A 26,100-nucleotide genomic window follows, 5' to 3' on the forward strand; every position below is an offset into this window, starting at 1 on the left:
TAGCGTCGTCGCCGTGAGCGAGCAGATCCGCTGGGGCATCGTCGGACCGGGGCGCATCGCGCAGAGCGTGATGGGCGACTTCGCGCACGTGGAAGGGGCGCGGCCGGTGGCGGTCGCGTCCCGCTCGGCCGACCGGGCGCAGGCCTTCGCGGAGCAGCACGGGCTGGAGCGCGCGTACGGCTCCTACGCCGAGCTCCTCGCCGACCCCGACGTCGACGTCCTCTACGTCGCCACCCCGCACCCGCAGCACCACGCGATCGCGCTCGCCGCCATCGACGCGGGCAAGGCGCTGCTGGTGGAGAAGGCGTTCACCGCCACCACCGCCGGCGCGCAGGAGGTGGTGACGGCGGCCCGCGGGGCCGGCGTCTTCGTCATGGAGGCGATGTGGACGCGGTTCCAGCCGGCCGTCGTCCGCATGCGGGAGCTGATCGCCGACGGCGCGATCGGCGAGGTGCGCTCGGTGCAGGCCGACCTCGGCGTCGACCGCGTCTACGACCCCGCCGACCGGCTGTTCGCCCTCGAGCTCGGCGGCGGCGCGCTGCTCGACCTCGGCGTCTACGTCGTCTCCTTCGCCCAGATGCTGCTGGGCACCCCCGACACCGTCACCGCCGCCGGGTCCACCTACCCCACCGGCGCCGACGCCGAGGCGGCGCTGCTGCTCGGCTGGGAGGACGGCCGCTCGGCCACGCTGACCACCTCGCTGCGCTACCCGACGCCGGGGCAGGCGCGGGTGTTCGGCACCGGCGGCTGGATCGACGTCCTCCCCCGCTTCCACCACCCGGCCACCATCGTGCTGCACCGCACCGGCGCCGAGCCCGAGGAGATCACCCGCCCGGCGACCGGCGTCGGCTACTCGCACGAGCTCGCCGAGGTCACCCGCTGCCTGCAGGAGGGACGCACCGAGTCCGCGGTCGTGCCGCTGGCCGACACCCTCGCCGTGCAGGACGTCCTGGGGCGCGCCGCCGAGCAGCTCGGCGTGCGGCACCGCGAGGACCCGCACGTCCTCGGCTGATCAGGCGGCGGCCCACGCCGCGCCGGTCGCCTCCTCCGGCGTCGGCACCCGGGTGGGCGTCCGGCCGGCCCGGCGGACGGCACCGGCCAGGGTGACCGCGTCGACGACGGCGGCGCCGCCCGGGTCGTTGTTCAGGTAGACGAACACGTCCTCGTCGTCGGCGTACGTCTCCGCGAGGCGCTGCGCCCACTGCTCGAGCACCCCCGGCGGGTAGGCCCAGCCCTCCGCGCCGGTGTGCAGCCGGAGGTAGCCCCAGCCGGTGGTCCGCCACAGCGGCGTCACCGGCCGCTCGGCGCGGTCGGCCCAGCACAGCGCGGCGCCGTAGCGCTCCAGCAGCGCCCGGACCTCCTCGGTCCACCAGCTGTCGTGCCGGGGCTCCACGGCGACCCGCAGGCCGGGCGGGAAGCAGGCCAGACAGTCGCGCAGCAGCCCGGCGTCCGCCTTCAGCGTGGGCGGCAGCTGCAGCAGGACGACGTCGAGGCGGTCGCCGAGGCCCGCGGCGTGCTCCACCAGCCGGGCCACGGGCTCCTCGGGCTCGCGCAGCCGCCGGACGTGGGTGAGGAAGCGGCTGGCCTTGACCGCCCACCGGTAGTCCGGCGGGGTGCGCTCGCGCCAGGCGGCGAAGGTGTCCCGCTCGGGCAGCCGGTAGAACGCGGCGTTGCTCTCGACCGTGGCGAAGCGCCGCGCGTGGTGCTCCAGCCACAGCCGCTGCGGCAGGCGCTGCGGGTAGAAGCGGCCGCGCCAGTCGCGGTACTGCCATCCCGAGGTCCCGATCACCACGGCCACGACGTCGGCCTACCCTGCGCGCCCATGGACGACGCACCCGCCCGCGTCGAGGACCTCTGCATCGACGCCCGCGACCACCAGGCCCTGGCCGACTGGTGGTGCGCCGCCCTGGGCCACGTCCGCCGCGACGTCCTGCCCGACGGCATGCCGCGCGAGCGCGACCGGCCGGTGCCGATCGAGGACCCCACCGGCGCCGGGCCGCTGACCTGGCTCAACCCGGTGCCCGAGGAGAAGGCGGTCGAGAACCGCGTGCACCTCGACGTCGTCGGCGACGCCGCGGCGCTGCAGGCCGCGGGCGCCACGGTGGTGCGGGCCTCGGACGCGCGGCCAGGCCACGAGCCCGACGAGGACGCCGGCGAGATCGGCTGGGACGTCCTCGCCGACCCCGAGGGCGACGAGTTCTGCTGCTTCCCGCCGCCGGCCTGACCCGCCGGCGGCGTCGGCAACTCACCGGGCGGCCGGGAGGCCCGGGAAGGGGCCCGACCGGGATCGCCGCGGGTCGAACACACGCCGGGCGCCCTCTCCCGACGGCCGAGAGGGCGACCCGTGTGTTCGGCCCGGAACGCCGACAGGGGCGGCCCCGCGCGATGCGGGACCGCCCCTGCCGGGCGTTGCGGGGTGTTACGGGAGGGCGGGACTCAGAAGTCCATGCCGCCCATGCCGCCGTCGCCACCGGGCATGGCCGGGGCGGCCTTCTCCGGCTTGTCGGCGATGACGGCCTCGGTGGTGAGGAAGAGCGCCGCGATGGAGGCGGCGTTCTGCAGCGCCGAGCGGGTGACCTTGGCCGGGTCGATGATGCCGGCCGAGACCAGGTCCACGTACTCGCCGGTGGCGGCGTTGAGGCCGTGGCCCACCTCGGAGTTGCGCACCTTCTCCGCCACGACGCCGCCCTCGAGGCCGGCGTTGACGGCGATCTGCTTCAGCGGCGCCTCGAGCGCGACGCGCACGATGTTGGCACCGGTGGCCTCGTCACCCTCGAGGTCGAGCTTCTCGAACGCGACGGCGGTGGCCTGCGCCAGGGCGACGCCACCACCGGCGACGATGCCCTCCTCGACGGCGGCCTTGGCGTTGCGCACCGCGTCCTCGATGCGGTGCTTGCGCTCCTTGAGCTCGACCTCGGTCGCGGCGCCGGCCTTGATGACGGCGACGCCACCGGCCAGCTTGGCCAGACGCTCCTGCAGCTTCTCGCGGTCGTAGTCGGAGTCCGACTTCTCGATCTCGGCGCGGATCTGGTTCACCCGGCCGGCGATCTGGTCGCTGTCGCCGGCGCCCTCGACGATCGTCGTCTCGTCCTTGGTGACGACGACCTTGCGGGCGCGGCCCAGCAGGGAGACGTCGGCGGTGTCGAGCTTGAGGCCGACCTCCTCGCTGATGACCTGGCCACCGGTGAGGATGGCGATGTCGGTCAGCATGGCCTTGCGGCGGTCACCGAAGCCGGGGGCCTTGACGGCCAGCGACTTGAAGGTGCCACGGATCTTGTTCACGACCAGGGTCGCGAGGGCCTCGCCCTCGACGTCCTCGGCGATGATGGCCAGCGGCTTGCCCGACTGCATGACCTTCTCCAGCAGCGGGAGCAGGTCCTTGACCGAGCTGATCTTCGAGTTGACGACGAGCACGTACGGGTCGTCGAGGACGGCCTCCATGCGCTCGGCGTCGGTGACGAAGTAGGGCGAGATGTAGCCCTTGTCGAAGCGCATGCCCTCGGTGAGCTCGAGCTCGAGGCCGAAGGTGTTGCTCTCCTCGACGGTGATGACGCCTTCCTTGCCGACCTTGTCCATCGCCTCGGCGATGAGCTCGCCGATGGCCGGGTCAGCGGCGGAGATCGACGCGGTGGCGGCGATCTGCTCCTTGGTCTCGACGTCCTTGGCGGTCGAGAGGAGGTACTCGGTGACCGAGGCGACGGCCTTCTCGATGCCCTTCTTCAGGGCCATCGGGTTGGCGCCGGCGGCGACGTTGCGCAGACCCTCGCGGACGAGCGCCTGGGCCAGCACGGTGGCGGTGGTGGTGCCGTCACCCGCGACGTCGTCGGTCTTCTTCGCGACCTCCTTGACCAGCTCGGCGCCGATCTTCTCCCAGGGGTCCTCGAGCTCGATCTCCTTGGCGATGCTCACACCGTCGTTGGTGATGGTGGGAGCGCCCCACTTCTTCTCGAGGACGACGTTGCGGCCCTTGGGGCCGAGCGTCACCTTGACGGCGTCGGCGAGGGTGTTCATGCCCCGCTCGAGGCCGCGGCGCGCCTCTTCCTCGAAGGCGATCATCTTGGCCATGTGGTGATGTCCTCCATGCATGGATCGCTGCACGGCCGGGACCGGCGCCCGCGACGGACGACACCGGCGCGGCGGGCTCCCATGTGGCCCGCGCTCCTGTGCCTCACCGTTCCGACCTGATTGGCACTCGGCACTGTCGAGTGCCAACCGGAAGTCTGGCACTCGCCCCTGCCGAGTGCAAGAACGGGGGGTGGGTGCCGCCTGTTCCCGTGCCGGTCAGTCGGGAAAGCGCGCCAGGACGGCGGTGAACACCGCGCCGAAACCCAGGAGCGGCAGGAGCCAGACCCAGCCGTAGAGGGAGAACCCGATGACGGTCACCCACGCCCAGCCGCCCTCGGGCTGGGAGGCCGACAGGCCGGTCGCCAGCCAGGCCCACGGCAGGACCGCCCAGCACGCGGTGCCGGTCAGCCAGTACGCGAGCCGGCCGGGCCGCCGCGGGCCGACGGCGCGTGCCACCACCACGACCACGAGCAGCGCGAGCACCCACGTCGCGACGGGGACCGCGAGCGGCGGGCCGGTCCAGCGACCGACCTCGTCGTAGCCGCTGCTGCGCCAGCCGGAGAGGTGCAGGACCGCGGAGACGGCCGACAGCAGGACGAGGACCGCGACGTGGGCGGCCAGCAGGCACGGCGCCCAGCTGGCCGGCGGCGGCCCGGGAACGGCTGCGGCCCGGCTCCCGCGGAGGGAACCGGGCCGCAGCACGGGGGTACGGAGGAGCTCAGGCGACGCGGACGCCGTCGGCCTGGGGGCCCTTCTCGCCCTGGACGACCTCGAAGACGACCCGCTGGCCCTCGTCGAGGCTCTTGTAGCCGTCCATCTGGATGGCCGAGTAGTGGACGAAGACGTCCTGGCCGCCGTCGACGGCGATGAAGCCGAAGCCCTTCTCGGCGTTGAACCACTTCACGGTGCCCTGTGCCACGTGTGCTCCCACGTTGGTGCGTGCGGACGGTCCCCGTGATCCGGGGACCGGGGTACAGCTCTTCCGCCCGTCGGACACGTGCGTGGAACTGACGACCGCGCGAGACGGTACAACAGGCACGCCGCCGTGGGGAGATCCTGGACACACGACTCGGGACGATCCGGCGGAGATGTCACCCGCCGGATCGACGTCGCCGGCGAGGCTACGCCCCCGCCGCGGGGCTCAGCCGATGAGCCCCGCGGAGCGGACCGACCGCAGCGACGGCTCCACCCGGTGGGTCGGGCCGACCACCGGCAGCAGCGGGTCGAGGGTCTTGAGGCCCTCACCGGTGTTGAGGACGACGGTCTCCCGGCTCGGGTCCAGCCGGCCGTCCTCGACCAGCTGCCGCAGCACCGCCACGGTCACGCCGCCGGCGGTCTCGGCGAAGACGCCGGTGGTGCGGGCGAGGTCGCGGATGCCCTGGACGATCTGCTCGTCGCCGACCCGGCCGACGGCGCCGCCGGTGCGGCGGATGGCGTCGAGCGCGTACGGGCCGTCGGCGGGGTTGCCGATGTTCAGCGACTTCGCGATGCCGGTGGGCTTGACCGGCTTGACGACGTCCCAGCCGTTGTCGAACGCGGTGGCGATCGGGTCGCAGCCGGCGGACTGGGCGCCGAAGACCCGCCACTCGGTGTCCGCGACGATCCCGGCCTCGACCAGCTCCCGCCAGGCCTTGTCCACCTTGGTGAGCAGCGAGCCCGAGGCCATGGGGATGACGACCTGGGCCGGGATCCGCCAGCCGAGCTGCTCGGCGATCTCGTAGCCCATCGTCTTGGAGCCCTCGGCGTAGTAGGGCCGCACGTTCTGGTTGACGAAGGCGGTGTCCTCGAACTCGTCGGTCTCGGCGAGCTCGCTGGTCAGCCGGTTCACGTCGTCGTAGGAGCCGTCGACGGCGACCAGCGTCTGGCCGTAGACCGCCGACTGCACGACCTTGCCGGGCTCCAGGTCGGACGGGATGAACACGAACGACGGCAGGCCGGCGCGGGCGGCGTGCGCGGCCACCGAGTTGGCCAGGTTGCCGGTGGAGGCCGCGGCGATCTTGCGGTAGCCCAGCCCCTTCGCGGCGGTGGCGGCGAGGCTGACCACGCGGTCCTTGAACGAGTGGGTGGGGTTGGCCGAGTCGTCCTTGACCCACAGCCCGCCGGTGATGCCGAGCTCGGCGGCGAGCCGGTCGGCGCGCACGAGCGGGGTCATGCCCGGGTCGAGGGAGACGCGGTCGGCCGGGTCCTGGCCCACCGGCAGCAGCGCGGCGTAGCGCCAGATGTCCTGCGGGCCGGCCTCGATCTGCTCGCGGGTGACCTGCCGCATGAGCTCGGGGTCGTAGTCGACCTCGAGCGGGCCGAAGCACTGGGCGCAGGCGTGCTCGGCGATGAGGCCGAAGGTGGCGCCGCAGTTGCGACAGACGAGGCCGCGGGCGGGGTTGGGCGGGACCGGGCCGCCTGCGGCGGAGTCGGCCTGGAGCGAACCGGGAGCGGTCAGGGTCATGCGACGACTACCTCCTCATCTTCCCCGCGTCGGGCCGTCGAGCCGCGCGGGACGGAATTGGCACCTCTCGCCGCTGTCGCGAGCGCGGTTGCCGGGGCTTCACCGGGCCGTGTCCCTCTGCCCCTCTGGATGAGTGGAACGGGCCCGACTCTACCCGGCTGCCGGGACCGCCCCCGGCCCCGGCCATGCTGGGCGCCGTGGCTGCGCGCATCGTCTACACCGACCTCGACGGCACGATGGTCGGACCGCGGGGGTCGTTCTGGCACGCCGCCGACGGCTCCCCCACGGCCGAGCCGGCCGCGGCCCTGCTGGAGCTGCACACCGCCGGGGTCGCGCTGGTGATCGTCAGCGGGCGCACCGCCGACCAGGTCACCGAGGCGGGGCGGATCTTCGCCGCGGACGGCGCGATAGCCGAGCTCGGCTCGCTGGTGACGTGGAAGGGCGGCCGGGAACGGCACGAGCTGACCGGTGAGCTGCCCGCCGAGTACGCCGGCCGCACGCCGATGGACGTGATGGCCGAGCTCGGCGTCGTCGACGCGCTGTGCGCCGCCCACCCCGGCCGGCTGGAGTGGCACGCGCCCTGGCACACCACGCACGACGGCGACGCGCTGCTGCGCGGGTTCGTCGACCCGCTCGCCGTCGACGCGTGGCTGGCCGAGCGCGGGTTCGGCTGGCTGACGCTCAAGGACAACGGCGCGATCCCCGCCTCGGCCCGGCTGCGGCTGGCGCCGGAGGGGCAGCTGGCCCGCGTCTACCACCTGATGCCGCGCGGCATCTCCAAGGGCGCGGCGATCGCCTGGGACCTCGACCGGCGTGGCGTCGACCCCGCGGACGCCGTCGCGATCGGCGACAGCGCCAGCGACCTGGAGATGGCGCCCGCCGTCGGCCGGCTGTGGATCACCGCCAACGGCGCGGAGGTCGACGGCATGGCCGGGTTGCTGGGCGCCGTCCCCAACGTGTCGGTGACCACCGAGCCGATGGGCGTCGGCTGGGCCGAGGCGGTCCGAGCGAGCCTGTGAGCGGGTCGTGCCGAGTGGGCCCCGGAGGGGTCCGCGCAGGCGCGACGGAAGGGCTCCGCGGCGCTGGGGACGGCTCCTGGCCGCGGCGTCGCCCGGTAGGGCGACCGTTACGACGTGACGTCGCGCCGGGCGAAGTGGCGGAAGCCCAGCGCGGTGAAGACGGCGGCGTAGACCAGCGACTGGACGACGCCGCGGAACAGGTCCGAGGAGTCGACCGGCGTCTGCAGCAGGTCGGTCCAGGCGAACTCCTCCGCGGTGGGGAACCAGTCGCGGATCGACCCGAGCTGCTCGACCTGGTCGAGGATGGCGAACACGACCGTCGTGAACACCGCCCCGCCGACGGCGGCCAGCGGTGCGTCCGTGATCGTGGACAGCCAGAACGCCAGCGTGCCGACCACGAGCAGGTGCACGGCGAGGTAGCCGAGCATCCCGGCCAGCCGCAGGAACCCCTCGCCCTGCGACAGGGTCACCCCGATCGGCGTCTCGATCTCGCCGAACCCGAACGCCAGGCCGCCGGCGACCACCGCGACGACGGCGAGGGTGAGCAGCGCGCCCACCGACTGGACCAGCGCCGCGAGCCACTTCTGCCGGAGCAGCCGCATCCGGGGCACCGGCGTGGCCAGCGTGTAGCGCAGCGACCCCCACTGCGCCTCGCTGGCCACCGTGTCGCCGAAGAACAGCGCGTAGACCACGACGAGGAAGAACGACGTCGTCGCGAACAGCACGAACAGGGTGAAGTTCAGCCCGCTGGCGGTGGCGACGTCGACCAGGTTGATCCGGCTGTTGGTCTGCGCGTCCTCGCTCGCCCCGAGCTGGAGCGCGGCGATGAGCACCAGCGGCAGCGCCACCATCGCCACGAAGACGCCGATCGTGCGGCGCCGCTTGAACTGCCGCCGCAGCTCGACCGACAGCCGCAGCGTCCGCTCGGGCCGGTAGCCGGCGACGGCGCCGGTGGGCTGGACGTGCTCGGTCGCGGTCACGACTCCCCCACGAGTGCCAGGAACGCGTCCTCCAGGCGGCGGCGCGGCGTGAACTGGTCGACGGCGACGCCCGCGGCCACCAGCGCCTGCAGCGCCGCCGCCCGCGAGGTCTCGGGGCCGAGGTCGGCGACCAGGCCCTCGTCGGTGCGCTCGACGGCGACCCCGGGCAGCCCGGACAGGACGGCGGCCGCGCGGTCGGCGTCGGCGTCGTCGGAGAGGCCGACCAGCACCGCGCCGCCGGTGCCGACGATCTCCTCCACGGTCCCTTGCGCGATCTTCTGCCCCTTGGCCATGACCACCACGTGGGTGCACGTCTGCTCGATCTCGCTGAGCAGGTGGCTGGAGACGATGACCGTGCGGCCTGTGGCGGCGTAGTCGCGCAGCACCTCGCGCATGGCGTGGATCTGCGGCGGGTCCAGCCCGTTGGTCGGCTCGTCGAGGACCAGCAGGTCGGGCAGGCCGAGCATGGCCTGGGCGATCGCCACCCGCTGGCGCATGCCCTGGCTGTAGCGGCGCACCGGCCGGTCGATGGCCGCACCCAGGCCGGCGACCGCGATCGCCTCCTCCATGTGCGCGTCCTCGGCGGGGCGGCCGGTGGCGGCCCAGTACAGGCGCAGGTTGTCGCGGCCGGAGAGGTGCGGCTGCAGGCCGGTGCCCTCGACGAACGAGCCGAGCCGGGACAGCACCGGGGCGCCGGGGCGGACCGCGTGGCCGAACACGGTGATCCGCCCGGAGTTCGGCCGGATCAGCCCCATGAGCATGCGCAGCGAGGTCGTCTTGCCCGCGCCGTTGGGGCCGAGCAGGCCGAGCACCTGGCCGCGGCGGACCTCGAAGGACAGGTCGCGGACGGCGACGAAGCCGTCCTTGTAGGCCTTGGTGATGCCCTCGAACCGCAGCGGCACGTCCTCGCCGTCGGGCTCCACCTCCGAGGTGACCCGGCGCCGGCGGCGGCCCCACAGCACCGCGGCGAGCCAGCCGAGCAGGCCGAGGGCGGCGACGGCGCCGAGCAGCCACCACCAGCGGGAGGTGCCGCCGTCGGCCTGCGGCTGCCCCTCGACGGTGGGCACGGCCAGCGCGGTGCCGCCGTTGCCGGCCCCGGCGAGGGCGACGGAGTAGACGGTGGCCTCGGCCGGCAGCGCGAAGGCCTGGTCGGTCGAGGAGACGACGACGCGCATCGTGTGCCCGGCCTCGAAGCGGTGCACGATGCCCGGCAGCGTCACGGCGACCTCGGTGGGCGCGGCCGGGTCCGCCGACAGGCCGGTGAGCGCCAGCGGGGCGACCAGCCCGCCGGGCAGGGTCTGGGCGCCGTCGGGGCCGACGTCGTAGAGCTTGGCGAACAGCGTGGCGCTGCCGGTGGGCGAGGCGACGGCGAGCTCGACGGTCGGCGCGCCGACCACCTCGACCGCCTCGTCGAGCGGCTCGCTGGTGAACGCGGCGAACTGGCCGGGGATCTCCACGGCCTGGCCGCCGAGCGCCGAGGCCACCGCGCCCAGGCCCGGGACGGTGGTGATCGCGGCCGGGGTGCCGCCGGCGGGTGTGACCACCGGCTGGGTGCCGCCGTCGAGCGCGATGCTCTCCCGCTGCGCCGGCTCCCCGCCGTCGAGGCCGGGGTAGGCGCCGGCGAGCACGCTCTGGTTGCCGCCCTGCACGCTGCCCAGCCCGCTGCCGAGGCCGGTGGGCGCGGGGAACTCGAAGCCGGTTCCCGGGTCCTCGCCGCGGGCCGGGTCGTCCTCGTCGCGCAGGTACCAGTCAAACCAGCCGGCGACCTGGTCGCGCAGCTCGGCGGTCTCCCGCTCCGACGCCTGGGAGTCGTGGCCGCCGGCGTACCAGACGACCTTGACCGGGGTGCCGTTCGCGGCGATGCCGCGGGCGTTGGCGTCGGCCTGACCGAGGCCGAACAGCGAGTCCTCGGTGCCCTGGACCAGCAGGGTCGGCGCGGTGATGCGGTCGAGCACCGCGGCCGGGCTGCTGCGGTCGAGCACCGCGGCCACCTCGGGCGTGAGCGTGCCCGAGGCCGCGGCGGACTGGTAGGCGGCGCAGATGTCGGCGCGGAACCGGCCGCAGGTCAGCGCCTGCTCCACCACCGCGGGGTCCACCGACGCGGGGTCGAACGGCAGGGTGGGGGCGTCGCCGGAGACGGGGGCCGCGTCGCCGGTGCCGCCGGGGTCCTCGCCGGAGTCCTCGCCGTCCCCGTCCTCGGCCGCTCCCCCGCCGCCGAGCGCGTCCAGCAGCCCGCCGGTGGGCACCGCGCCGACGCCGAAGAACAGCCCCGACCACAGCCGCTTGTAGACGCCGGCGTCAGCGGTCTGCGGCGTGGCGGCGATCGTCGGCGCGTCGGCGGTGCCGGTCTGGGAGGGGAAGAGCGCGGCGGTCAGCGAGTTCCAGGTGATCTGCGGCGCGATGGCGTCGACCCGGTCGTCGTAGGCGGCGCCGAGCAGCGACAGCGCCCCGCCGTAGGAGGCGCCGGCCACGCCCACCCGCGGGTCGCCGTCGCCGTCGAGCAGGACGTCGTCGCGGTCGGCGAGCAGGTCGAGCAGCGTGGACAGGTCGGCGACCTCGTAGCGGGGGTCGTCCAGGCCGATCTGGCCGGTGCTCTCGCCGAACCCGCGCGCGGACCAGGTGAGGACGACGTAGCCGCGGCCGGCGAGGTCCTGTGCGTCGTCGGCGACCGACCGCTTGCTGCCGCCGAAGCCGTGCGCGAGGACCACGGCCGGCGCCGGGTCGTCGGCGGTGGCCGAGGCCGGGAGGTGGAGCGTGGTGTCCAGCTCGACGGCGTCGGCGCCCGAGCCGGAGGGCACGCGCGCGTCCTCGGTGCGGACCTCCTCGGCGGCGGCCGCCGGGGTGGGCAGCGCGCCGACGAGGGTGCCGGTGAGCAGGAGGGCGAGCAGGATGCCGGCGACCGCGCGGGCGCCGGGGCGCGGGCGGGGTGTCACGGGCCCGCGGAACGGACGCACGCTGCGGCCAACGGACGGTGCCGCGCCCGGGTTCCGCAGGGACCGGGACGGGGCGCGGCGGGGAGCGGTCAGGGCTGGAACCCGCCGGTGACGACGACGACCAGGCCCGGGTCGGCCACGTCCGGCACCTCGAAGAACCGCGCCGCGGGCCCGGTGGTGATGCCCGGGAAGGCCTCCATGAGCTGCAGGGCGGACTGGCGCTGCGACTCGTCGCCCTCGTCGAAGAAGACGGTGGTGGCGGCGACGTCCCCGCCCTCGTAGGCCCCGACGCCGGCCGTCGTCCAGCCCTGCGCGGCGAACGCGGTGGCGACGTCGGCGGCCAGCCCCCCGGTCTGCGTGGCGTTGAGGACGGTCACCGGCACCCGCACCGGGGTGCTGGGCGCCTGCTCGACCGGGGGCAGCGGCTCGGCGGACAGCGGGGGCAGCGGGCCCGACGAGGGGGCCACCGTCGCCGAGGCCGACGGCTCGCTCGTGGGCGTGGCGGCCGAGCCGGCCTCCTGCGCCGCCGGGGAGGTGAAGCTGTAGACGCCGAGCACGACCAGCGCGACGACGACCACCGCCAGCAGCGCGACGCCGGTGCGCCGGCGCGGCGGCGCGTCCTCGCCGTCGGCGGCGCGCAGCGCGGCGCGGGAGACCCCGGCCCGGCGCGCGGCCTTGCGGCGCTCGGCCTCCATGGCCTGCCGCTCGGCCTCCTTCGCCTGGCGCTCGGCGCGCATCGCGGCGCGGTTGCCCACGACGCCGGTGCCGCCGGTCGGCGGGCCGGTGTCCGGCTCGGCGTCGCGGTCCCGCTGTCCCCGGTCGCGGCGGCCGGCGACCTCGCGGTCGGGGATGGCCTCGGTCAGCGGCGCGGCCGGGGCGCGGTCGCGGGTCCGGTCGCGGGACACCTCCCGCTCGGGGATCGCCGCGGTCGCCGGGGCGGGCGCCCGGTCGGCGGACGCGGCGCGGTCGCGGGACACCTCGCGGTCCGGGATCGCCTCGGTGGGCGGGGCGGCCGGCGTCGCGGTGCCCGCACCGGAGGGGCTGGTCCAGTCGCGGTAGCCGTTCGCGGCGGGGGCCTCCCCCGGGGTCCGGCCCCGGTCCCGGGGCGGCGCGGGCTCGGCGGCGGGCGGGGTCTGCGCCCGGCCGCGGGCGGGCGGGCGCGCGGGCTGCTCCCAGGGGTCCAGCGGCGCCGCCGCCGGCTCGGCGGTCTCGGCGTCGGGCCGGGGGACCGCCTGGAACGGGGCGACCGTGGTCTCGGGCGGCGCGGGACGGGCCGGCGGCTGCGGCGCCGGACGGGACACGGCCGGCGACTGCGCGGTCGGCGGCTCGGCCGGCGGCTGGGGTGCGGGGCGGGCCGGCGGCTGCGGCGCGGGCGCCTGCCGGGTGGCGACGCCGGCGGCCACCGGCGCGGGGACCCGGGGGCGGGCCGGGGCGGCGGGCTGCGCGGGGCGCGACCGGACGGCCGGTGCCTCGGGCTGCGGCGCGCGGACCGGCGGCCGCTGCGGCTCGGCCGGACGGGCGGACGTCGCCGGGGGCGCGGGTGCCACCGGGGGCGCGGCCGCCGCCGGGCGGGCGGCCAGGGCGGGGCGGGCGGACCGGCCGGTGAGCCGGCGGCGGTCGGTCTCGTCCCCGGCGCCGAGCAGCGCGTCGCGGCGGCGGTCGGCGCGGCTGCGGCCGGTACCGGGCGTCGTCGGGTGGTCGCTCAGCTCCGCGGCGCCCGGGTCCACGCCGGGGCCGGGCGTCGTCGGCAGGTCGGGCAGGGGCGCGCTGGGGTGGTCGGTGCGGCGCCGGCCGCCGGCCACGGGGGCTGACGGCCGGTCCGGTTGGTCACCGCCTGGTGCCGCGTGCCTGCCCACGGTCACCAAATCTAGAGGGCGGACGAGCCCTTGCCCAGCAGGTGAGGCGAACGCCGCTGCCGCCGCGCGGTGCGCAGCCGGCGCAGGCGGCGGACGAGGAGGGGGTCGGCCTCGAGCGCGGCCGGGCGGTCCACCAGCGCGTTCAGCACCTGGTAGTAGCGGGTCGGGGGCAGGCCGAACCGCTCGCGGATCGCCGTCTCCTTCGCGCCGGGCTGGCGCCACCACTGCCGCTCGAAGGCCAGCATCTCGTGCTCGCGCCGGGTCAGGCCCGCGGGCTGCGCGGGGCCCTCACCGGACTCCGAGCCCCCCGGCGGGGAGACCGCGGGGTCGGGGTCGGGGGTCATGGTCGGGTCCGTTCGATCGGGGGGAAGCCGTCACCCACAACGGTAGGCCCGGGGGGTGACAGGCCACAGCCCGAGACGCGCGGTCAGGCCGCCGCGGGCACCTGCTCGGCGGCCGCCCGGCGGCCGGCGGCCCGGACCGAGCGCAGGCTGTCCACGGTGAACACCGCCAGCGCCGCCCAGACGATCGCGAAGCCGGCCAGCCGCGCCGGGGGCATCGGCTCGTGGAACACGAAGACGCCGAGCGCCAGCTGCATGAGCGGCGTGACGTACTGCAGCAGCCCGACGGTGGACAGCGGGATGCGCCGGGCGGCCGCGGCGAACAGCAGCAGCGGCACCGCCGTCGCCACGCCCGAGGCCATGAGCAACAGCAGGTGGCCGGCGCCCTCGGAGCCCGCGGTCCCCCGCCCGGTGGCCTGCAGGACGCCGAGGAACAGCAGCGCCGGCAGGAAGGTCAGCGCCGTCTCGACGAACAGGCCCGGTGCCGCCTCCACCCGCACCAGCTTCTTGAGCAGCCCGTAGCTGCCGAAGGTGGCGGCCAGCGCCAGGGCGATCCACGGCGGCCGGCCGTGGTCGACGGTCAGGACGACGACGGCCACCGCGGCCAGCCCGACCGCCACCCACTGCAGCGGGCGCAGCCGCTCGGCGAAGACGACGACGCCGAGCAGCACGCTGACCAGCGGGTTGATGAAGTAGCCGAGCGAGGTCTCGACGACGTGCCCGGAGTTGACGCCGTAGACGAAGACCAGCCAGTTGGCCGCGATGAGCACCGAGGCCCCGGCCAGGACGAGCAGCGTGCGCCGGTCGGTGACCGCCGCGCGGACCAGCGCCCACCTCCGCAGCACGGTCAGCAGCGCGGCCACGAACAGCAGCGACCAGACGATGCGGTGGGCGACGATCTCCACCCCGCCGGCCGGCTCCAGCAGCGGGAAGTAGAGCGGGAACACGCCCCACAGCCCGTAGGCGGCGAGTCCCGCTGCCGTGCCCGCCCGCCGCTCGTCCACGGCGGGCAACCGTACTGGCCCCCTCGCAGGGTCCCGCCGCGAGCGTGCGGGCGGTGGGGCGAGGGAGTCCTTCGTCAGGTGGTCTGGATGTAGTCGACGAGGTGGTCCCGCTCGTCCTGCAGCTCGTCGAGGCGCGCCTTGACGACGTCGCCGATCGAGACGATCCCCAGCAGCCGGCCGTCCTCGACGACGGGCACGTGCCGGATGCGGTGATCGGTCATCGTGCGGGCGAGGTCGTGCACCGAGGCGCCGGGCACGCAGGTGCGCACCTCGGCGGTCATCAGCGCCGACACCGGCCCGTCGAGGACCTCCGGCCCGGAGGCGTGCAGGGCGCGGACGACGTCGCGCTCGGAGACGATGCCGTCGACGGCGCCGCCCCCGCGGGAGACGACGAGCGCGCCGATGCGGTGCTCGGCGAGCAGGGCCAGGGCGGCGCGGACGGGCCGGTCCGGCGCGACGGTGACGACGTCGGGCCCCTTGCGGCGGAGCAGCGAGGCGATCTGCACGGGGACCCTCCCTCACTCGGCGGTCGCAGTGTCCACCCGCCGCCGTGCGGGGGCAACGGCCCGCACGGGACGCTCCCGTCCCCGTTCCCGGGGTGGACAGCGGGGCCTACCGTCGACTCGTGCGCACCCAGCACGCCGCGCCTGCGACGTCCCGCCGTCCGACCACCCTGCAGTGGCTCCGCTACGCCGTCGGCGGCGGGCTGCCCCGGGAGCTGTCGCCGTGGGTGCTGTCGGACACCACCCGCCCGGGATGGGTGCGCCGGCACGTCGCCCGCTCGCTGGTGCAGCTCGCCCCGCTGGTGGTGATCTGCCTGGTCGCCGTCCCCGTGGGGATGGGCTACCGGCTGACCGCGGCGGCCGGGGGGCTGATGGTCGGGCTGATGTACTCGCTGGCGTTCATGGTGGAGACCACCGAGCACCGCGTGGCCAAGGCGGGCTATCCCTCCGGCACCGCCGCCCGGCTGCGCGAGGAGCGCGCGGAGCGGGCGCGGACGGCCCGCGACGAGCGGCACCACCCCTACCGCGTGGGCGGGGCGGGCAGCTTCGACTGAGCCGACGGGGGGACTCGAACCCCCAACCGCCCGATTACAAGTCGGGTGCGCTACCAGTTGCGCCACGCCGGCGTACGCCCACCACGATAGGGCTCGACCCGGACGGCCCTGCTGCCGATGCTGAGCGCGTGGCACCGATCGACGACCCGGCCGGGCTCCTGCCGCTGGACCGCACCCAGCTGGACGCCCTGCGCGAGCACCTCGACGCCGTCATCGCGGCCGGCGGCTGCGACCGGACCCACCGCGCCACCGACGCCTGGGCCGCCGGGAACGGGATCGCCCTCGACCGGCTGCACGAGGGGGTCGAGGAGTACGGCGGGTTCTGCGACTGCGAGGTCGTGATGAACGTCGACCCCGCCGCCGTCTTCGACCCTCAGGCGGCCGCCGGGCCCTCGCGCAGGTAGCCGGCCGGGTCGCTGCCGGGCAGCGACCCCTCGGCCAGCCAGCGGGCGAAGCCGGCGGGGTCACGGCGCTCGAGCTCGTCGAGGACCTCCTGGCGACGGCGGACGATCGACTGCCGCGCCGCCGGGTCCAGCCGGCCGGCCAGCGCCGCCGTCGTGCTCAGCCACTCGCGGCCGAGCGCCGCGGTCGTCAGCGTCGCCACCGGCGGCAGGGAGGTGACCGTCCCGACGGCCTCCCCCGGGCGGACGCCGGCCACCGGCCGCTGCGGCGCCGGTGCGGCGGGCCGGCCGGGCGCCGGTGCGTCGTCGGGCGCGGCCGGCCGCACCGGGCGGCCGGTGCGCAGCAGCCACAGCCCGAGCCCGCCGAGGAAGAGCACCGCACCGGCCAGGGCGGTGAGCGCCGGGCCGCCCAGCACGGCGACGCCGGACAGGAACAGCAGCACCCCGATCGTGACCGCGCCGGCCCGCCAGGCCGCCTCCAGCGGCGTGTACCGCGGCGGCCGGCCGTCCTCGTGCGACTCGCGCGCCACGCCGCCGGCCAGGCAGGAGGTCACCACCGCGGCCAGCGCGACGGCGAGCAGCCCCGGGGGCCGCAGGGCGAGGCCGCCGACGACGGCGACCGCGACGGCGGTGAGGGCGGCGAGGCCCACGAGCAGGCGGGCGGGCAGACCGCGGGTGGACACGAGCAGCCTCCAGGAGCGCAGGCCGGGCAGCGGGGACCCGCCCGCTCCCAGGGGAGCGACCGGGCTCCCCCTCTACCCCGCGACGCTCCCGTCGCACACGGTGGTCGGCGTGTCGCGGGCGGCCGGGTCGTGGGCGGCAGGATCGGCGGCCGTGGGGACCTCCGTCGTCGAGCTCGGCCCGCCGCTGGCCGTCGTCCTGGTGCTGCTCACCGCGCTGGCGGCGGCGGGCGGGCGGCTGTCCGGGCTGGGCCAGGAGCGGCCGGTCGTCGTCGCGGCGCTGCGGGCCACGGTCCAGCTGGCGGCGGTCTCGGCGGTGCTGCTGGTCGTCGTCCGCTCGCTCTGGCTGTCGGCGGCGTTCGTGCTGCTGATGGTCACCGTCGCGGCGGTCACGGCGGCCGGGCGGGTCAGCGGCCTGCCGCTGCGGGCCCCGGGTGCCCCGCGGCGGGTGGGGGCCGCGGCGCTGGCGGTGGCCGGCGGGGCGGCGCCGGTGGTCGCGCTGGTGCTGGCCAGCGGCACGGTGCCGCTGCGCGGGGAGGCGGTGATCCCGGTCGCGGGCATCCTGGTCGGCGGCGCGATGACGGCGACGTCGCTGGCCGGCCGGCGGCTGCGCGAGGAGCTGACCACCCGCCGCGGGGAGGTCGAGGCGGCCCTGGCGCTGGGGCTGCTCCCCCGCGACGCCGTCCTCGAGGTCGCCCGGCCCTCCGCCGCGACCGCCCTGCTGCCGCCGCTGGACCAGACCCGCACCGTCGGGCTGGTCACCCTGCCCGGCGCCTACGTCGGCGTGCTGCTCGGCGGGGGCAGCCCGCTGGCCGCCGGCGCCGCGCAGCTGCTGGTCCTCGTGGGGCTGCTGGCCGCCGAGGTGGCGGCGGTCTGGGTGGTCACCGAGCTGGTCGCGCGCGGCCGGGTGCTGCCGGACCTCCCCCGCTGAGGACGTCCAGACACCTCACAGGCGCTCCGCAGGGCCCCGCCAGACGCCGCGCCGACAGTGGTCCCCAGAGCGGCGGACGGCCGCCCCAGAGGAGGACCACAGCAGTGAACGGACACCCGTACCCGAACCCGGCGCAGCCGACCGGTGCGACCCCGGGCTGGACCCCGCCGCCGTCCGGTGACTCCTGGTACGCGCCGGCCGGCACCGCGACGGCGCCCCTGCCGCCGCCGGCGCCTGTGCCGGCCCCGGGGAGGCGGCGGGCGGGCCGGCTGCGGATCGGCGTCGCCGGGCTGCTCGCCGGGGCCCTCGTCGGCGGCGGCGCCGGGGCGGGGGTCGTCGCCCTCACCTCCGGCGGCGGGAGCGGGGGCAGCGGCACGGCGGCCGCGGCGCAGTCGGTGGTCATCACCGACCCGGAGAACGCGACCGCGGTGACCGCCGCGGCCGCCAAGGCCTCGCCCAGCGTCGTCACCGTGTACGTCACCAGCGGCTCGGGCTCGGGCAGCGGCTCGGGCGTGGTGCTCTCCGACGACGGCTACGTGCTGACCAACAACCACGTGGTCACGCTGGACAGCAGCACCGGCGACGCCGCCGTCCAGGTGCGCACCTCCGACGGCACCCTCTACGACGCCACCGTCGTCGGCACCGACCCGACCTCGGACCTCGCCGTCATCCGGCTGCAGGGCGCGAGCGGGCTCACCGCGGCCACGTTCGCCGACTCCGACGACGTGCAGGTCGGCGACCTCGCCGTCGCGATCGGCGCGCCGCTCGGCCTGTCCGACACGGTGACCGACGGGATCGTCAGCGCCACCGACCGCGCGGTGGCCACCGGCTCCACCCAGGACGACGCCACCGTCATCGACGCGCTGCAGACCGACGCCGCGATCAACCCCGGCAACTCCGGCGGCGCGCTGGTCGACGCCGCGGGCGAGGTCATCGGCATCAACACCGCGATCGCCTCGGTGGCCTCGGGCGCGCCCGGCTCGTCGGGCCAGAGCGGCAACATCGGCGTCGGGTTCGCCATCCCGAGCAACACCGCCCAGCGGATCGCCGAGGAGATCGTCGACACCGGCTCGGCCACCCACGCCGTCCTCGGGGTGAACGCCCACACCGCCGGCGGGACCGGCTCGTCCGAGGTGGGCACCGGCGCGCAGGTCGTGCAGGTGCAGCCCGGCGGGGCCGCCGCGGAGGCGGGCCTGCAGGCCGGCGACGTCGTCACCGCGGTCGGCGACCGGGCGGTGACCACCTCCACCGAGCTCACCGCCGCGATCCGCAGCTCCGCCCCCGGCGCGCAGGTGCAGCTGACCGTGCAGCGCGGCGGCGGGACGTCGACGGTCGAGGTCACCCTCGGCAGCAGCGCGGGCTGACCCCTCCGGCCCGGGATGGCACCCTCCCCCGCCTCTAGGCTGGGGAGGGTGTCGTCGTCTGTGAGCGCTCCGCTCGCCTCCTCGCTCGACGACCCGGAGCGCGCCGCCGGACTGCGACGGATGAAACGGCTGGCCACGGGGCTGTTCCTGCTGGCCGCGGCCGTCTTCCTCGCCTGCGTGCTGCTCGGCGACACCGCCGGGCCCTGGGTCGGGTACGTGCGGGCCACCGCCGAGGCCTCGATGGTCGGCGCGCTGGCCGACTGGTTCGCCGTCACCGCGCTGTTCCGGCACCCGCTGCGGCTGCCGATCCCGCACACGGCGATCATCCCGCGCAAGAAGGACCAGATCGGCGCGAGCCTGGGCACGTTCGTGCAGGAGAACTTCCTGACCCGCTCGGTCGTCGAGGACCGGCTCGCCGCCGTCGACGTCCCCGGCCGGCTCGGCGCCTTCCTCGCCGCGCCCGGCCGCGCCGAGCGGCTGGCCGGTGACGCCGCCGCCGGGCTGTCCGGCCTCACCGACCTGCTGCGCGACGACGACCTGCAGCAGGCCGTCTCCGGCCTGGTGGACCGCAAGCTGCACGCGACGCCGGCCGCGCCGGTGCTGGCGCGGGTCCTGGAGCTGGTGGTCGACGGCAACCGGCACCAGGAGGTCCTGTCGGCGGGCCTGCGCTACCTCGCCCGGTTCCTCGAGGAGAACCGGGTGGTGTTCCGCGCCCAGCTCGGGGACGCCTCCCCGTCGTGGGTGCCCAACTGGGTCGACGACCGGGTGTTCGACCGCGTGTTCGCCGGCGTGCAGGGCTTCCTGGAGGAGGTCGGCGCCGACCGCGACCACGAGCTGCGGCGGGTGTACGACGCCCGGCTGCGCGCCTACGTGCACGACCTGCGCACCGACCCCGACACCGCCGCCCGCGTCGAGGGGTTCAAGAAGGAGCTGCTCGACCACCCGGCGGTGCGCACCTGGTCCTCGTCGCTGTGGACCAACGCGAAGTCCTCGTTCCTCGCCGCCGCCGCCGACCCGGACTCGGAGCTGCGGTCCCGGGTGACCGGCATGATCCGCGACGCCGCCAGGCTGCTGCAGACCGACCCGCGGGTGCGCGAGCGGGTGCAGCGGCAGTCGGTGCGGGTGGCCGGCTACCTGGTGGAGCGCTTCGCCGGCGACCTGGCCGACGTCGTCGGCAGCACCGTCGCCCGCTGGGACACCGAGGAGACCAGCCGCCGCATCGAGCTGCAGGTCGGCCGCGACCTGCAGTTCATCCGCATCAACGGCACCGTCGTCGGCGGGCTGGCCGGGCTGGTCATCTACACCCTCGCCCAGCTGCTGGGCTGAGCTCAGACCAGCCGGAAGCCGCTCCACGCGAAGCCGGGCGAGACGACGCAGGTCACCAGCACCTCGTCCTCCGCCGGGTCGGTCGCCTGCCGGGCGCCGGCGGGCACGAGCACCTGCGGGTGCGCCGCGTCGAGCACCGTGCGCGCGTCGCCGACGTGCAGCACCAGCGACCCCGGGCCGTGCCAGAGCCACAGCTCGTCGGCGTCGACGGTGTGCGGCGCCGAGCGCTCCCCCGGCGCGAGCAGGTAGAGGATCGCCGTCGCGGCCGGGCGGTCACCGGCCGTGGCGGGCGAGGTCCAGGTGCGCCGGTACCAGCCGCCCTCGGGGTGCGGCTCCAGCCCCAGCCGGGTTGCAGTCGCTGCGACCGACGAGCGGGGCCCGGAGGGTCCCCGAGGAGGGATGCGTCCGTCGGGGCTCATGGCGTCCGGGGGACGGCACCTGGCCGCGTGGCTGCGACCGACGAGCGGGGCCCGGAGGGTCCCCGAGGAGGGATGCGTCCGTCGGGGCTCATGGCGTCCGGGGGACGGCACCTGGCCGCGGTGCGGTCCGGCAGGACCGCCGTGTCATAGACGCGCCTGAGCGGCGGCGTAGAGGGCGATGGACGCCGCGACGCTCACATTGAGCGACTCGGTGTCGCGGGCGATCGGGATGCGGACGACGACGTCGCACCGCTCGCGCACCAGCCGGGACAGCCCCGCGCCCTCCGCACCCACGACCAGCGCCACCGGGTCGGCGAGGCCGTCGTAGTCGGCGATGTCCACGTCGCCGTCGCCGGCCAGGCCGACCGTCTGCAGCCCGGCGTCCTGGTAGGAGGCCAGCGCGCGGGCCAGGTTGACCGCGCGGGCCACCGGCAGCCGGGCGGCGGCGCCGGCGCTGGTACGCCACGCCGAGGCGGTCATCCCGACCGCGCGCCGCTGCGGCACGACGACGCCGTGCGCGTCGAAGGCGGCGGCCGAGCGGACCACCGCGCCGAGGTTGCGCGGATCGGTGACGCCGTCCATGGCCACGACCAGCGGCGGGCGGCCGGAGTCGCGGGCGACGTCGAGCAGGTCGTCGGGGTGCGCGTACTCGTAGGGCGGGACCTGCAGCCCGATGCCCTGGTGCAGCGCGTTGTTCGACATCCGGTCGAACTCCGCCCTGCCGACCTCGAGCAGCGGCAGTCCGCGGTCGGCGGCCAGCTGCACCGCCTCGGTCACCCGCTCGTCGGCGCGGGCGGTGTCCCCGGTGACGACGTACAGCGCCGTCGCCGGGATCTGCGCGCGCAGCGCCTCGACGACGGGGTTGCGGCCGAGCAGCAGCTCCGGCGCCTCCTCGGCGCGCTGGCGGCTGCGATCGCGCTCGGCGCGGCGGCGGGCGTCGGCCTGCGCGCGGCGCTGCGCCGGGTGTCCCGTGCGCTTCTCGGCCGGCGGGGTCGCCCCCCGGCCGGCCAGCGCCCGGCGGTTCTTGCCGCCGGTGCCGGCGGTGGCGCCCTTCTTGCCCGCGCCGCTCGTGCGGCCGCGGCGCTGGCTGTTTCCGGCCATCAGCGGGTCAGCTCCCATCGGGGTCCCTGCGGGGTGTCCTCGACCTGCACGCCGAGGGCGGTGAGCTGGTCGCGCAGCGCGTCGGCCGCCGCGTAGTCCTTGCGGGCGCGGGCGGCCTGCCGCTGCTCCAGCGCCAGCCGGACCAGGCCGTCGGTGACCTCGGCCAGCCGGTCGCCGGCACCCCCGCCGGCCGCCCAGTGCGGGTCGAGCGGGTCCAGCCCCAGCACGTCCAGCATGCCCCGGACGGCGCCGAGCGCGTCGGCCAGCGCGGCGTCGTCGCCCTCGGCCAGGACGGTGTTGCCGGTGCGGACGACCTCGTGGACGACGGCGATCGCGGCCGGGGTGCCCAGGTCGTCGTCCATGGCCTCGCGGAACGCCGGCGGCAGGCTGGTCGGGGTGTCCCGGCCGACCCGCTCCGCGGCGCGGTGCACGAACGACTCGATCCGCCGGTAGGCGGCGCCCGCCTCGGCCAGCGCGGCATCGGTGAACTCGACGGTGGACCGGTAGTGCGGCGCGACCAGGTAGTAGCGCAGCTCGACCGGCCGCACCCGGCGGACCACCTCGTCGACCAGCGCGGTGTTGCCCAGCGACTTGCTCATCTTCTCGCCGCCGAGGGTGACCCAGCCGTTGTGCATCCAGTAGCGGGTGAACGGCAGGCCGGCGGCCATCGACTGGGCGCGCTCGTTCTCGTGGTGCGGGAAGCGCAGGTCCAGCCCGCCGCCGTGGATGTCGAACTCGGCGCCGAGGTAGCGCCCCGCCATCGCCGAGCACTCCAGGTGCCAGCCGGGCCGGCCGGCGCCCCAGGGGGTCGGCCAGCTCGCGGTCTCCGGCTCGCCGGGCTTGTGCGCCTTCCACAGCGCGAAGTCGCGGGGGTCGCGCTTGCGCTCGTCGGTGTCGGTGTCGGCGGCCGGCTGCAGGTCGCCCAGCGCCTGCCGGGTCAGCTCGCCGTAGCGGGGGAAGCTGCGGACGTCGAAGTAGGCGTCGCCGTCGACGGTGTAGGCGTGCCCGCGCTCCACCAGCCGCTCGACCAGCGCCACCATGTCCGTGACGTGCCCGGTCGCGCGCGGCTCGTAGGTGGGCGGCAGGACCCCCAGGGCGTCGTAGGCGCGGGTGCAGGCCAGCTCGTTGGTGTACGCCCAGGCCCACCACGGGACGCCGTGCTCGGCGGCCTTGGCGAGGATCTTGTCGTCGATGTCGGTGACGTTGCGGACGTAGGTGACCTCGAGCCCGCTCGCGGTCAGCCAGCGGCGCAGGACGTCGAAGGCGACGGCGGCGCGCACGTGCCCGACGTGCGGCGGCCCCTGGACGGTGAGCCCGCAGACGTACACCGAGGCCTCGCCGGGACGCAGGGGCGTGAAGTCCCGGACCGCGCGCGCGGCCGTGTCGTACAGGCGGAGGCTCACTGCGCGGAGTCTACGGAGCGCGCCGTCAGCCGAGCGCGGAGTCTGCGGAGCGCGGCGTCAGCCGAGCGCGGAGTCTGCGGAGCGCGGCGTCAGCCGAGCGCGGAGTCTGCGGAGCGCGGCGTCAGCCGAGCGCGGAGTCCGCGGAGCCCACCCGGACGACCAGCGCCGTCGCGAGGGCGGCCCGGCCCTCGCCGCGGCCGACCAGGCCCAGCCCGTCGGTGGTGGTGGCGGTGACGCTCACCGGGGCGCCCAGCGCCGCGGACAGCGCCGCCTCGGCCTCGGCCCGGCGCGGGCCGAGCTTCGGCGTGGGCGCCACGAGCTGCACGGCGGCGTTGCCGACCCGCCAGCCGGCCGCGGCCAGGGTCTCCCGCACGTGCTCGAGCACGGCGACGCCACGGGCGCCGGCCCAGCGCGGGTCGTCGGTGCCGAGCAGCCCGCCGATGTCGCCGAGGCCGGCCGCGGACAGCACCGCGTCGGTGAGGGCGTGGGCGACGACGTCGCCGTCGGAGTGCCCGGCGCAGCCGTCGGCGCCGGGCCACTGCAGCCCGGCCAGCCAGCAGTCCCGGCCGGCCTCGACCGGGTGCACGTCGACGCCGAGGCCGACCCGGGCCAGGTCGTCGCTCACCGGGCGGCCTGCAGGGCGGCCAGGTGCAGGTCGTGCGGCACGGTCACCTTCGCGGCCCGCTCGTCGCCGGCCACGGTGCTCACGGGGACGCCGATCGCGCGGACGACGGCGGCGTCGTCGGTCAGCTCCTCACCGACCGGCAGGGCGTCGTAGGCCTCGGCGAGCACGCGGGAGGAGAAGCCCTGCGGGGTCTGCACCCGGCGGAGCGGCGCGCGGTCGGGCGCCGCGGTCACGGTGCCGGCCGCGTCGACGACGACGGTGGTGTCCACGACCGGCAGCACCGGGACGACGGCGGGCGCACCGGCGGACAGCGCCGTCAGCACGCGGGCCACCACGTCCGGCGGGGTCAGCGGACGGGCGGCGTCGTGCACGAGGACGGCCTCGGCGCGGGGGTCGGCGGCCGACAGCGCGGCGCGGACCGAGGCGGTGCGGGTGGCGCCGCCCTCGACGAGGCGGACCCGGTCGGGCAGGACGGCGGCGAAGGCGTCGCGCTCGGCCGCGGGCACCGCGACGACGACCTCGTCGACGCCGCCGGCCAGCAGCGTGTCCACCGCCCAGCGGACCAGCGGGCGGCCGGCCAGCTCGACGAGCGCCTTGGGCCTGTCCGCCCCCAGACGCGAACCACTCCCGGCCGCTGCGACGATGCCGACAGCGGACACGGGAGTGGTCCGGGAGAGCGAGGGTGCGGGGGTCAGCTGGCGAGGACCTCGTCGAGCAGCACCTCGGCCTTGTCCTCGTTGGTCCCCTCGGCGAGCGCGAGCTCGCTCACCAGGATCTGGCGGGCCTTGGACAGCATCCGCTTCTCGCCGGCGGAGAGGCCACGGTCCTTGTCGCGGCGCCACAGGTCGCGGACGACCTCGGCCACCTTGTTGACGTCGCCGGAGGCCAGCTTCTCGAGGTTGGCCTTGTAGCGGCGCGACCAGTTGGTCGGCTCCTCGGTGTGCGGGGCCCGCAGGACCTCGAACACGCGGTTGAGCCCGTCCTGACCGACGACGTCACGGACGCCGACGATCTCTGCGTTGTCGGCCGGCACGCGCACGGTCAGGTCGCCCTGGGCGACCTTCAGCACGAGGTAGGCCTTCTCTTCACCCTTGATGACCCGCGTCTCGATCGCCTCGATCAGAGCGGCACCGTGGTGCGGGTAGACGACGGTCTCGCCGACAGTGAAGCCCATGTGTGTGTGACCCCTTTCGCTGTACCCAGGTTAGCACGGCACACTGACGGCCGGAACGGTCCGCCGAGGGATATCCGCAGGTCAGAGGCCTGATGAAGTACCCGGGAGGGGTTGACAGCGCGTGGTCGGTGTGCCTGCCCGGGCCTCGCGGGGCGCCTCCGTCCGCGCGCTCGTCCTGGCCACGCACGCGCCGCCGGCGGTCGCGGTCACCGTCGTGGCGACCCTCCTCGCCGGCACCGCGCAGGTGTCCCCGGGGCGCGTCGTGCTCCTGGGGCTGGCCGTCCTCGCAGGTCAGGCGTCCATCGGGTGGAGCAACGACTGGCTCGACGCCGACCGCGACCGCGCCGTCGCGCGGGCCGACAAGCCGGTCGTGCAGGGCGCCGTCGCCCCCGCCACGCTGCGCGCGGCGGCCCTCGGCGCGGCCGCGGCGGCCGTCGTCCTGTCCCTGGCGCTGGGCTGGGTGCCCGGACTCCTGCTGCTGGTGCTGGTGGCCAGCGGTTGGGCCTACAACGCGGGTCTGAAGCGCACGGTGGCCTCCGGGCTCCCCTACGTCACCGGTTTCGGCGCGCTGCCCGCCGGGGTGGTGGCCGCGGCGCCGGGCGTCCCGGTCGCGCCGTGGTGGCTGCCGACGGCCGGCGCTGCCCTGGGCGCGGCGGCCCACCTGGCCAACGTGGCCCCCGACATCGCCGACGACCTGGCGACCGGGGTGCGCGGGCTGCCGCACCGGCTGGGTCCCCGCGTGTCGGCGGTCCTGGGAGCGCTGCTGCTCGGGACGGCGTCGCTGGTGCTCGTGCTCGGCCCGGCCGGCCCGCCCGCGTGGTGGGGCTGGGCGGGGCTGGTGCTGGCGGTGCCCGCGGTCGCCGTCGCCGCCCTGGCCGGGACCGCGCCCTTCCGCCGGCTGGCCTTCCCGGCGGTGATGCTGCTGACCGTGCTCGACGTGGTGCTGCTGCTGGCGGGCGGGGCCGCGCTCACCTGAGC

General features: G+C 76.3%; 27 protein-coding genes, 1 tRNA gene and 1 riboswitch. Of the genes, 9 read left to right on the top strand and 19 right to left on the bottom strand.

Features of this window, described 5'->3' with window-relative positions; translation table 11 throughout:
* The first annotated feature begins 13 nt into the window (after positions 1–13).
* A complete protein-coding gene (locus ACI8AA_RS09800) occupies positions 14–1,012 on the top strand; it encodes a Gfo/Idh/MocA family protein (protein WP_457044276.1) in 999 nt (332 codons plus the stop codon).
* On the opposite strand, the gene ACI8AA_RS09805 is transcribed toward ACI8AA_RS09800, so the two are convergent.
* Positions 1,013–1,798, bottom strand: a complete 786-nt coding sequence (locus tag ACI8AA_RS09805) for a DUF72 domain-containing protein (protein WP_457044277.1) — start codon at positions 1,796–1,798, stop codon at positions 1,013–1,015.
* Positions 1,799–1,822: 24 nt separating this feature from the next.
* Between ACI8AA_RS09805 and ACI8AA_RS09810 the strand changes: the two genes are divergently transcribed.
* A complete protein-coding gene (locus ACI8AA_RS09810; RefSeq protein WP_457044278.1) occupies positions 1,823–2,224 on the top strand; it encodes a VOC family protein in 402 nt (133 codons plus the stop codon).
* A gap of 212 nt (positions 2,225–2,436) precedes the next feature.
* Here the strand turns inward: ACI8AA_RS09810 and groL are convergent, their stop codons facing one another.
* The 4 genes from groL to thrC all read right to left on the bottom strand — a co-directional run bounded on the left by groL (position 2,437) and on the right by thrC (position 6,508).
* Positions 2,437–4,065 (bottom strand): chaperonin GroEL, encoded by a 1,629-nt coding sequence (groL, locus tag ACI8AA_RS09815; protein ID WP_456942627.1) that lies wholly within the window; start codon positions 4,063–4,065, stop codon positions 2,437–2,439.
* Positions 4,066–4,281: 216 nt separating this feature from the next.
* On the bottom strand, positions 4,282–4,767 hold the full coding sequence (locus ACI8AA_RS09820; RefSeq protein ID WP_457044279.1) for a hypothetical protein: 486 nt from the start codon (positions 4,765–4,767) through the stop codon (positions 4,282–4,284).
* 16 nt (positions 4,768–4,783) lie between these two features.
* Positions 4,784–4,984, bottom strand: coding sequence for a cold-shock protein (locus ACI8AA_RS09825; RefSeq protein ID WP_075013019.1), 201 nt, complete (start codon positions 4,982–4,984; stop codon positions 4,784–4,786).
* A 222-nt stretch (positions 4,985–5,206) separates the two neighbouring features.
* Entirely contained in the window at positions 5,207–6,508 is a 1,302-nt protein-coding gene (thrC, locus tag ACI8AA_RS09830) for a threonine synthase (protein ID WP_457044280.1), read from the bottom strand.
* A 12-nt stretch (positions 6,509–6,520) separates the two neighbouring features.
* Positions 6,521–6,644: riboswitch (SAM riboswitch) on the bottom strand.
* A 61-nt stretch (positions 6,645–6,705) separates the two neighbouring features.
* On the opposite strand from thrC, the gene ACI8AA_RS09835 reads away from it, so the two are divergent.
* Entirely contained in the window at positions 6,706–7,527 is an 822-nt protein-coding gene (locus ACI8AA_RS09835) for an HAD family hydrolase (protein ID WP_457044281.1), read from the top strand.
* A 107-nt stretch (positions 7,528–7,634) separates the two neighbouring features.
* Here the strand turns inward: ACI8AA_RS09835 and ACI8AA_RS09840 are convergent, their stop codons facing one another.
* The 6 genes from ACI8AA_RS09840 to ACI8AA_RS09865 form a co-directional block, all read right to left on the bottom strand.
* On the bottom strand, positions 7,635–8,507 hold the full coding sequence (locus ACI8AA_RS09840) for an ABC transporter permease (RefSeq protein ID WP_457044282.1): 873 nt from the start codon (positions 8,505–8,507) through the stop codon (positions 7,635–7,637).
* The gene (locus ACI8AA_RS09845) at positions 8,504–11,440 is read right to left on the bottom strand and encodes an alpha/beta fold hydrolase (protein WP_457044283.1); all 2,937 of its coding nucleotides are present in this window, start codon (positions 11,438–11,440) and stop codon (positions 8,504–8,506) included. Before ACI8AA_RS09845 ends, ACI8AA_RS09840 begins: the two co-directional genes overlap by 4 nt.
* Positions 11,441–11,529: 89 nt before the next feature.
* On the bottom strand, positions 11,530–13,242 hold the full coding sequence (locus tag ACI8AA_RS09850; RefSeq protein WP_457044284.1) for a LytR C-terminal domain-containing protein: 1,713 nt from the start codon (positions 13,240–13,242) through the stop codon (positions 11,530–11,532).
* Between the two features lie 65 nt (positions 13,243–13,307).
* Entirely contained in the window at positions 13,308–13,640 is a 333-nt protein-coding gene (locus ACI8AA_RS09855; RefSeq protein ID WP_457044285.1) for a DUF3263 domain-containing protein, read from the bottom strand.
* An 83-nt stretch (positions 13,641–13,723) separates the two neighbouring features.
* Entirely contained in the window at positions 13,724–14,641 is a 918-nt protein-coding gene (gene rarD, locus ACI8AA_RS09860) for an EamA family transporter RarD (RefSeq protein WP_457044286.1), read from the bottom strand.
* A gap of 74 nt (positions 14,642–14,715) precedes the next feature.
* On the bottom strand, positions 14,716–15,147 hold the full coding sequence (locus tag ACI8AA_RS09865) for a CBS domain-containing protein (protein WP_457044287.1): 432 nt from the start codon (positions 15,145–15,147) through the stop codon (positions 14,716–14,718).
* 119 nt (positions 15,148–15,266) lie between these two features.
* On the opposite strand from ACI8AA_RS09865, the gene ACI8AA_RS09870 reads away from it, so the two are divergent.
* A complete protein-coding gene (locus tag ACI8AA_RS09870; RefSeq protein WP_457044288.1) occupies positions 15,267–15,698 on the top strand; it encodes a DUF5313 family protein in 432 nt (143 codons plus the stop codon).
* On the opposite strand, the gene ACI8AA_RS09875 is transcribed toward ACI8AA_RS09870, so the two are convergent.
* Positions 15,698–15,770 (bottom strand) — tRNA-Thr (locus ACI8AA_RS09875). The two genes, ACI8AA_RS09870 and ACI8AA_RS09875, sit on opposite strands and share 1 nt — an antisense overlap.
* 56 nt (positions 15,771–15,826) lie before the next feature.
* Between ACI8AA_RS09875 and ACI8AA_RS09880 the strand changes: the two genes are divergently transcribed.
* On the top strand, positions 15,827–16,102 hold the full coding sequence (locus ACI8AA_RS09880; RefSeq protein WP_457044289.1) for a DUF2695 domain-containing protein: 276 nt from the start codon (positions 15,827–15,829) through the stop codon (positions 16,100–16,102).
* Here ACI8AA_RS09880 and ACI8AA_RS09885 read toward each other — a convergent pair.
* Positions 16,072–16,782: a hypothetical protein gene (locus tag ACI8AA_RS09885; protein WP_457044290.1), complete on the bottom strand. Its 711-nt coding sequence runs from the start codon at positions 16,780–16,782 to the stop codon at positions 16,072–16,074. The two genes, ACI8AA_RS09880 and ACI8AA_RS09885, sit on opposite strands and share 31 nt — an antisense overlap.
* 151 nt (positions 16,783–16,933) lie before the next feature.
* Here ACI8AA_RS09885 and ACI8AA_RS09890 point away from each other — a divergent pair, with 151 nt between their 5' ends.
* The 3 genes from ACI8AA_RS09890 (at position 16,934) to ACI8AA_RS09900 (ending at position 20,400) form a co-directional block, all read left to right on the top strand.
* A complete protein-coding gene (locus ACI8AA_RS09890) occupies positions 16,934–17,710 on the top strand; it encodes an ABC transporter permease (protein ID WP_457044291.1) in 777 nt (258 codons plus the stop codon).
* A 104-nt stretch (positions 17,711–17,814) separates the two neighbouring features.
* A complete protein-coding gene (locus ACI8AA_RS09895) occupies positions 17,815–19,074 on the top strand; it encodes a S1C family serine protease (protein WP_457044292.1) in 1,260 nt (419 codons plus the stop codon).
* Between the two features lie 60 nt (positions 19,075–19,134).
* Positions 19,135–20,400, top strand: coding sequence for a DUF445 domain-containing protein (locus ACI8AA_RS09900; protein ID WP_457044293.1), 1,266 nt, complete (start codon positions 19,135–19,137; stop codon positions 20,398–20,400).
* Positions 20,401–20,402: 2 nt separating this feature from the next.
* Here the strand turns inward: ACI8AA_RS09900 and ACI8AA_RS09905 are convergent, their stop codons facing one another.
* From ACI8AA_RS09905 to ACI8AA_RS09930, 6 genes are all read right to left on the bottom strand, one after another.
* On the bottom strand, positions 20,403–20,819 hold the full coding sequence (locus ACI8AA_RS09905; protein WP_457044294.1) for a cupin domain-containing protein: 417 nt from the start codon (positions 20,817–20,819) through the stop codon (positions 20,403–20,405).
* Between the two features lie 144 nt (positions 20,820–20,963).
* Entirely contained in the window at positions 20,964–21,938 is a 975-nt protein-coding gene (rlmB, locus tag ACI8AA_RS09910) for a 23S rRNA (guanosine(2251)-2'-O)-methyltransferase RlmB (RefSeq protein ID WP_457044295.1), read from the bottom strand.
* On the bottom strand, positions 21,920–23,323 hold the full coding sequence (gene cysS, locus ACI8AA_RS09915) for a cysteine--tRNA ligase (protein WP_457044296.1): 1,404 nt from the start codon (positions 23,321–23,323) through the stop codon (positions 21,920–21,922). Before cysS ends, rlmB begins: the two co-directional genes overlap by 19 nt.
* A gap of 121 nt (positions 23,324–23,444) precedes the next feature.
* A complete protein-coding gene (gene ispF / locus ACI8AA_RS09920; RefSeq protein ID WP_457044297.1) occupies positions 23,445–23,948 on the bottom strand; it encodes a 2-C-methyl-D-erythritol 2,4-cyclodiphosphate synthase in 504 nt (167 codons plus the stop codon).
* Complete coding sequence (gene ispD, locus ACI8AA_RS09925; protein ID WP_457044298.1) at positions 23,945–24,607, bottom strand: 2-C-methyl-D-erythritol 4-phosphate cytidylyltransferase; 663 nt, start codon at positions 24,605–24,607, stop codon at positions 23,945–23,947. Before ispD ends, ispF begins: the two co-directional genes overlap by 4 nt.
* A gap of 32 nt (positions 24,608–24,639) precedes the next feature.
* On the bottom strand, positions 24,640–25,122 hold the full coding sequence (locus ACI8AA_RS09930; protein WP_073418385.1) for a CarD family transcriptional regulator: 483 nt from the start codon (positions 25,120–25,122) through the stop codon (positions 24,640–24,642).
* A 121-nt stretch (positions 25,123–25,243) separates the two neighbouring features.
* Here ACI8AA_RS09930 and ACI8AA_RS09935 point away from each other — a divergent pair, with 121 nt between their 5' ends.
* Complete coding sequence (locus ACI8AA_RS09935; RefSeq protein ID WP_457044299.1) at positions 25,244–26,098, top strand: UbiA family prenyltransferase; 855 nt, start codon at positions 25,244–25,246, stop codon at positions 26,096–26,098.
* The last annotated feature ends 2 nt before the right edge of the window (positions 26,099–26,100 follow it).

The organism is Geodermatophilus sp. SYSU D01180, assembly GCF_054050415.1.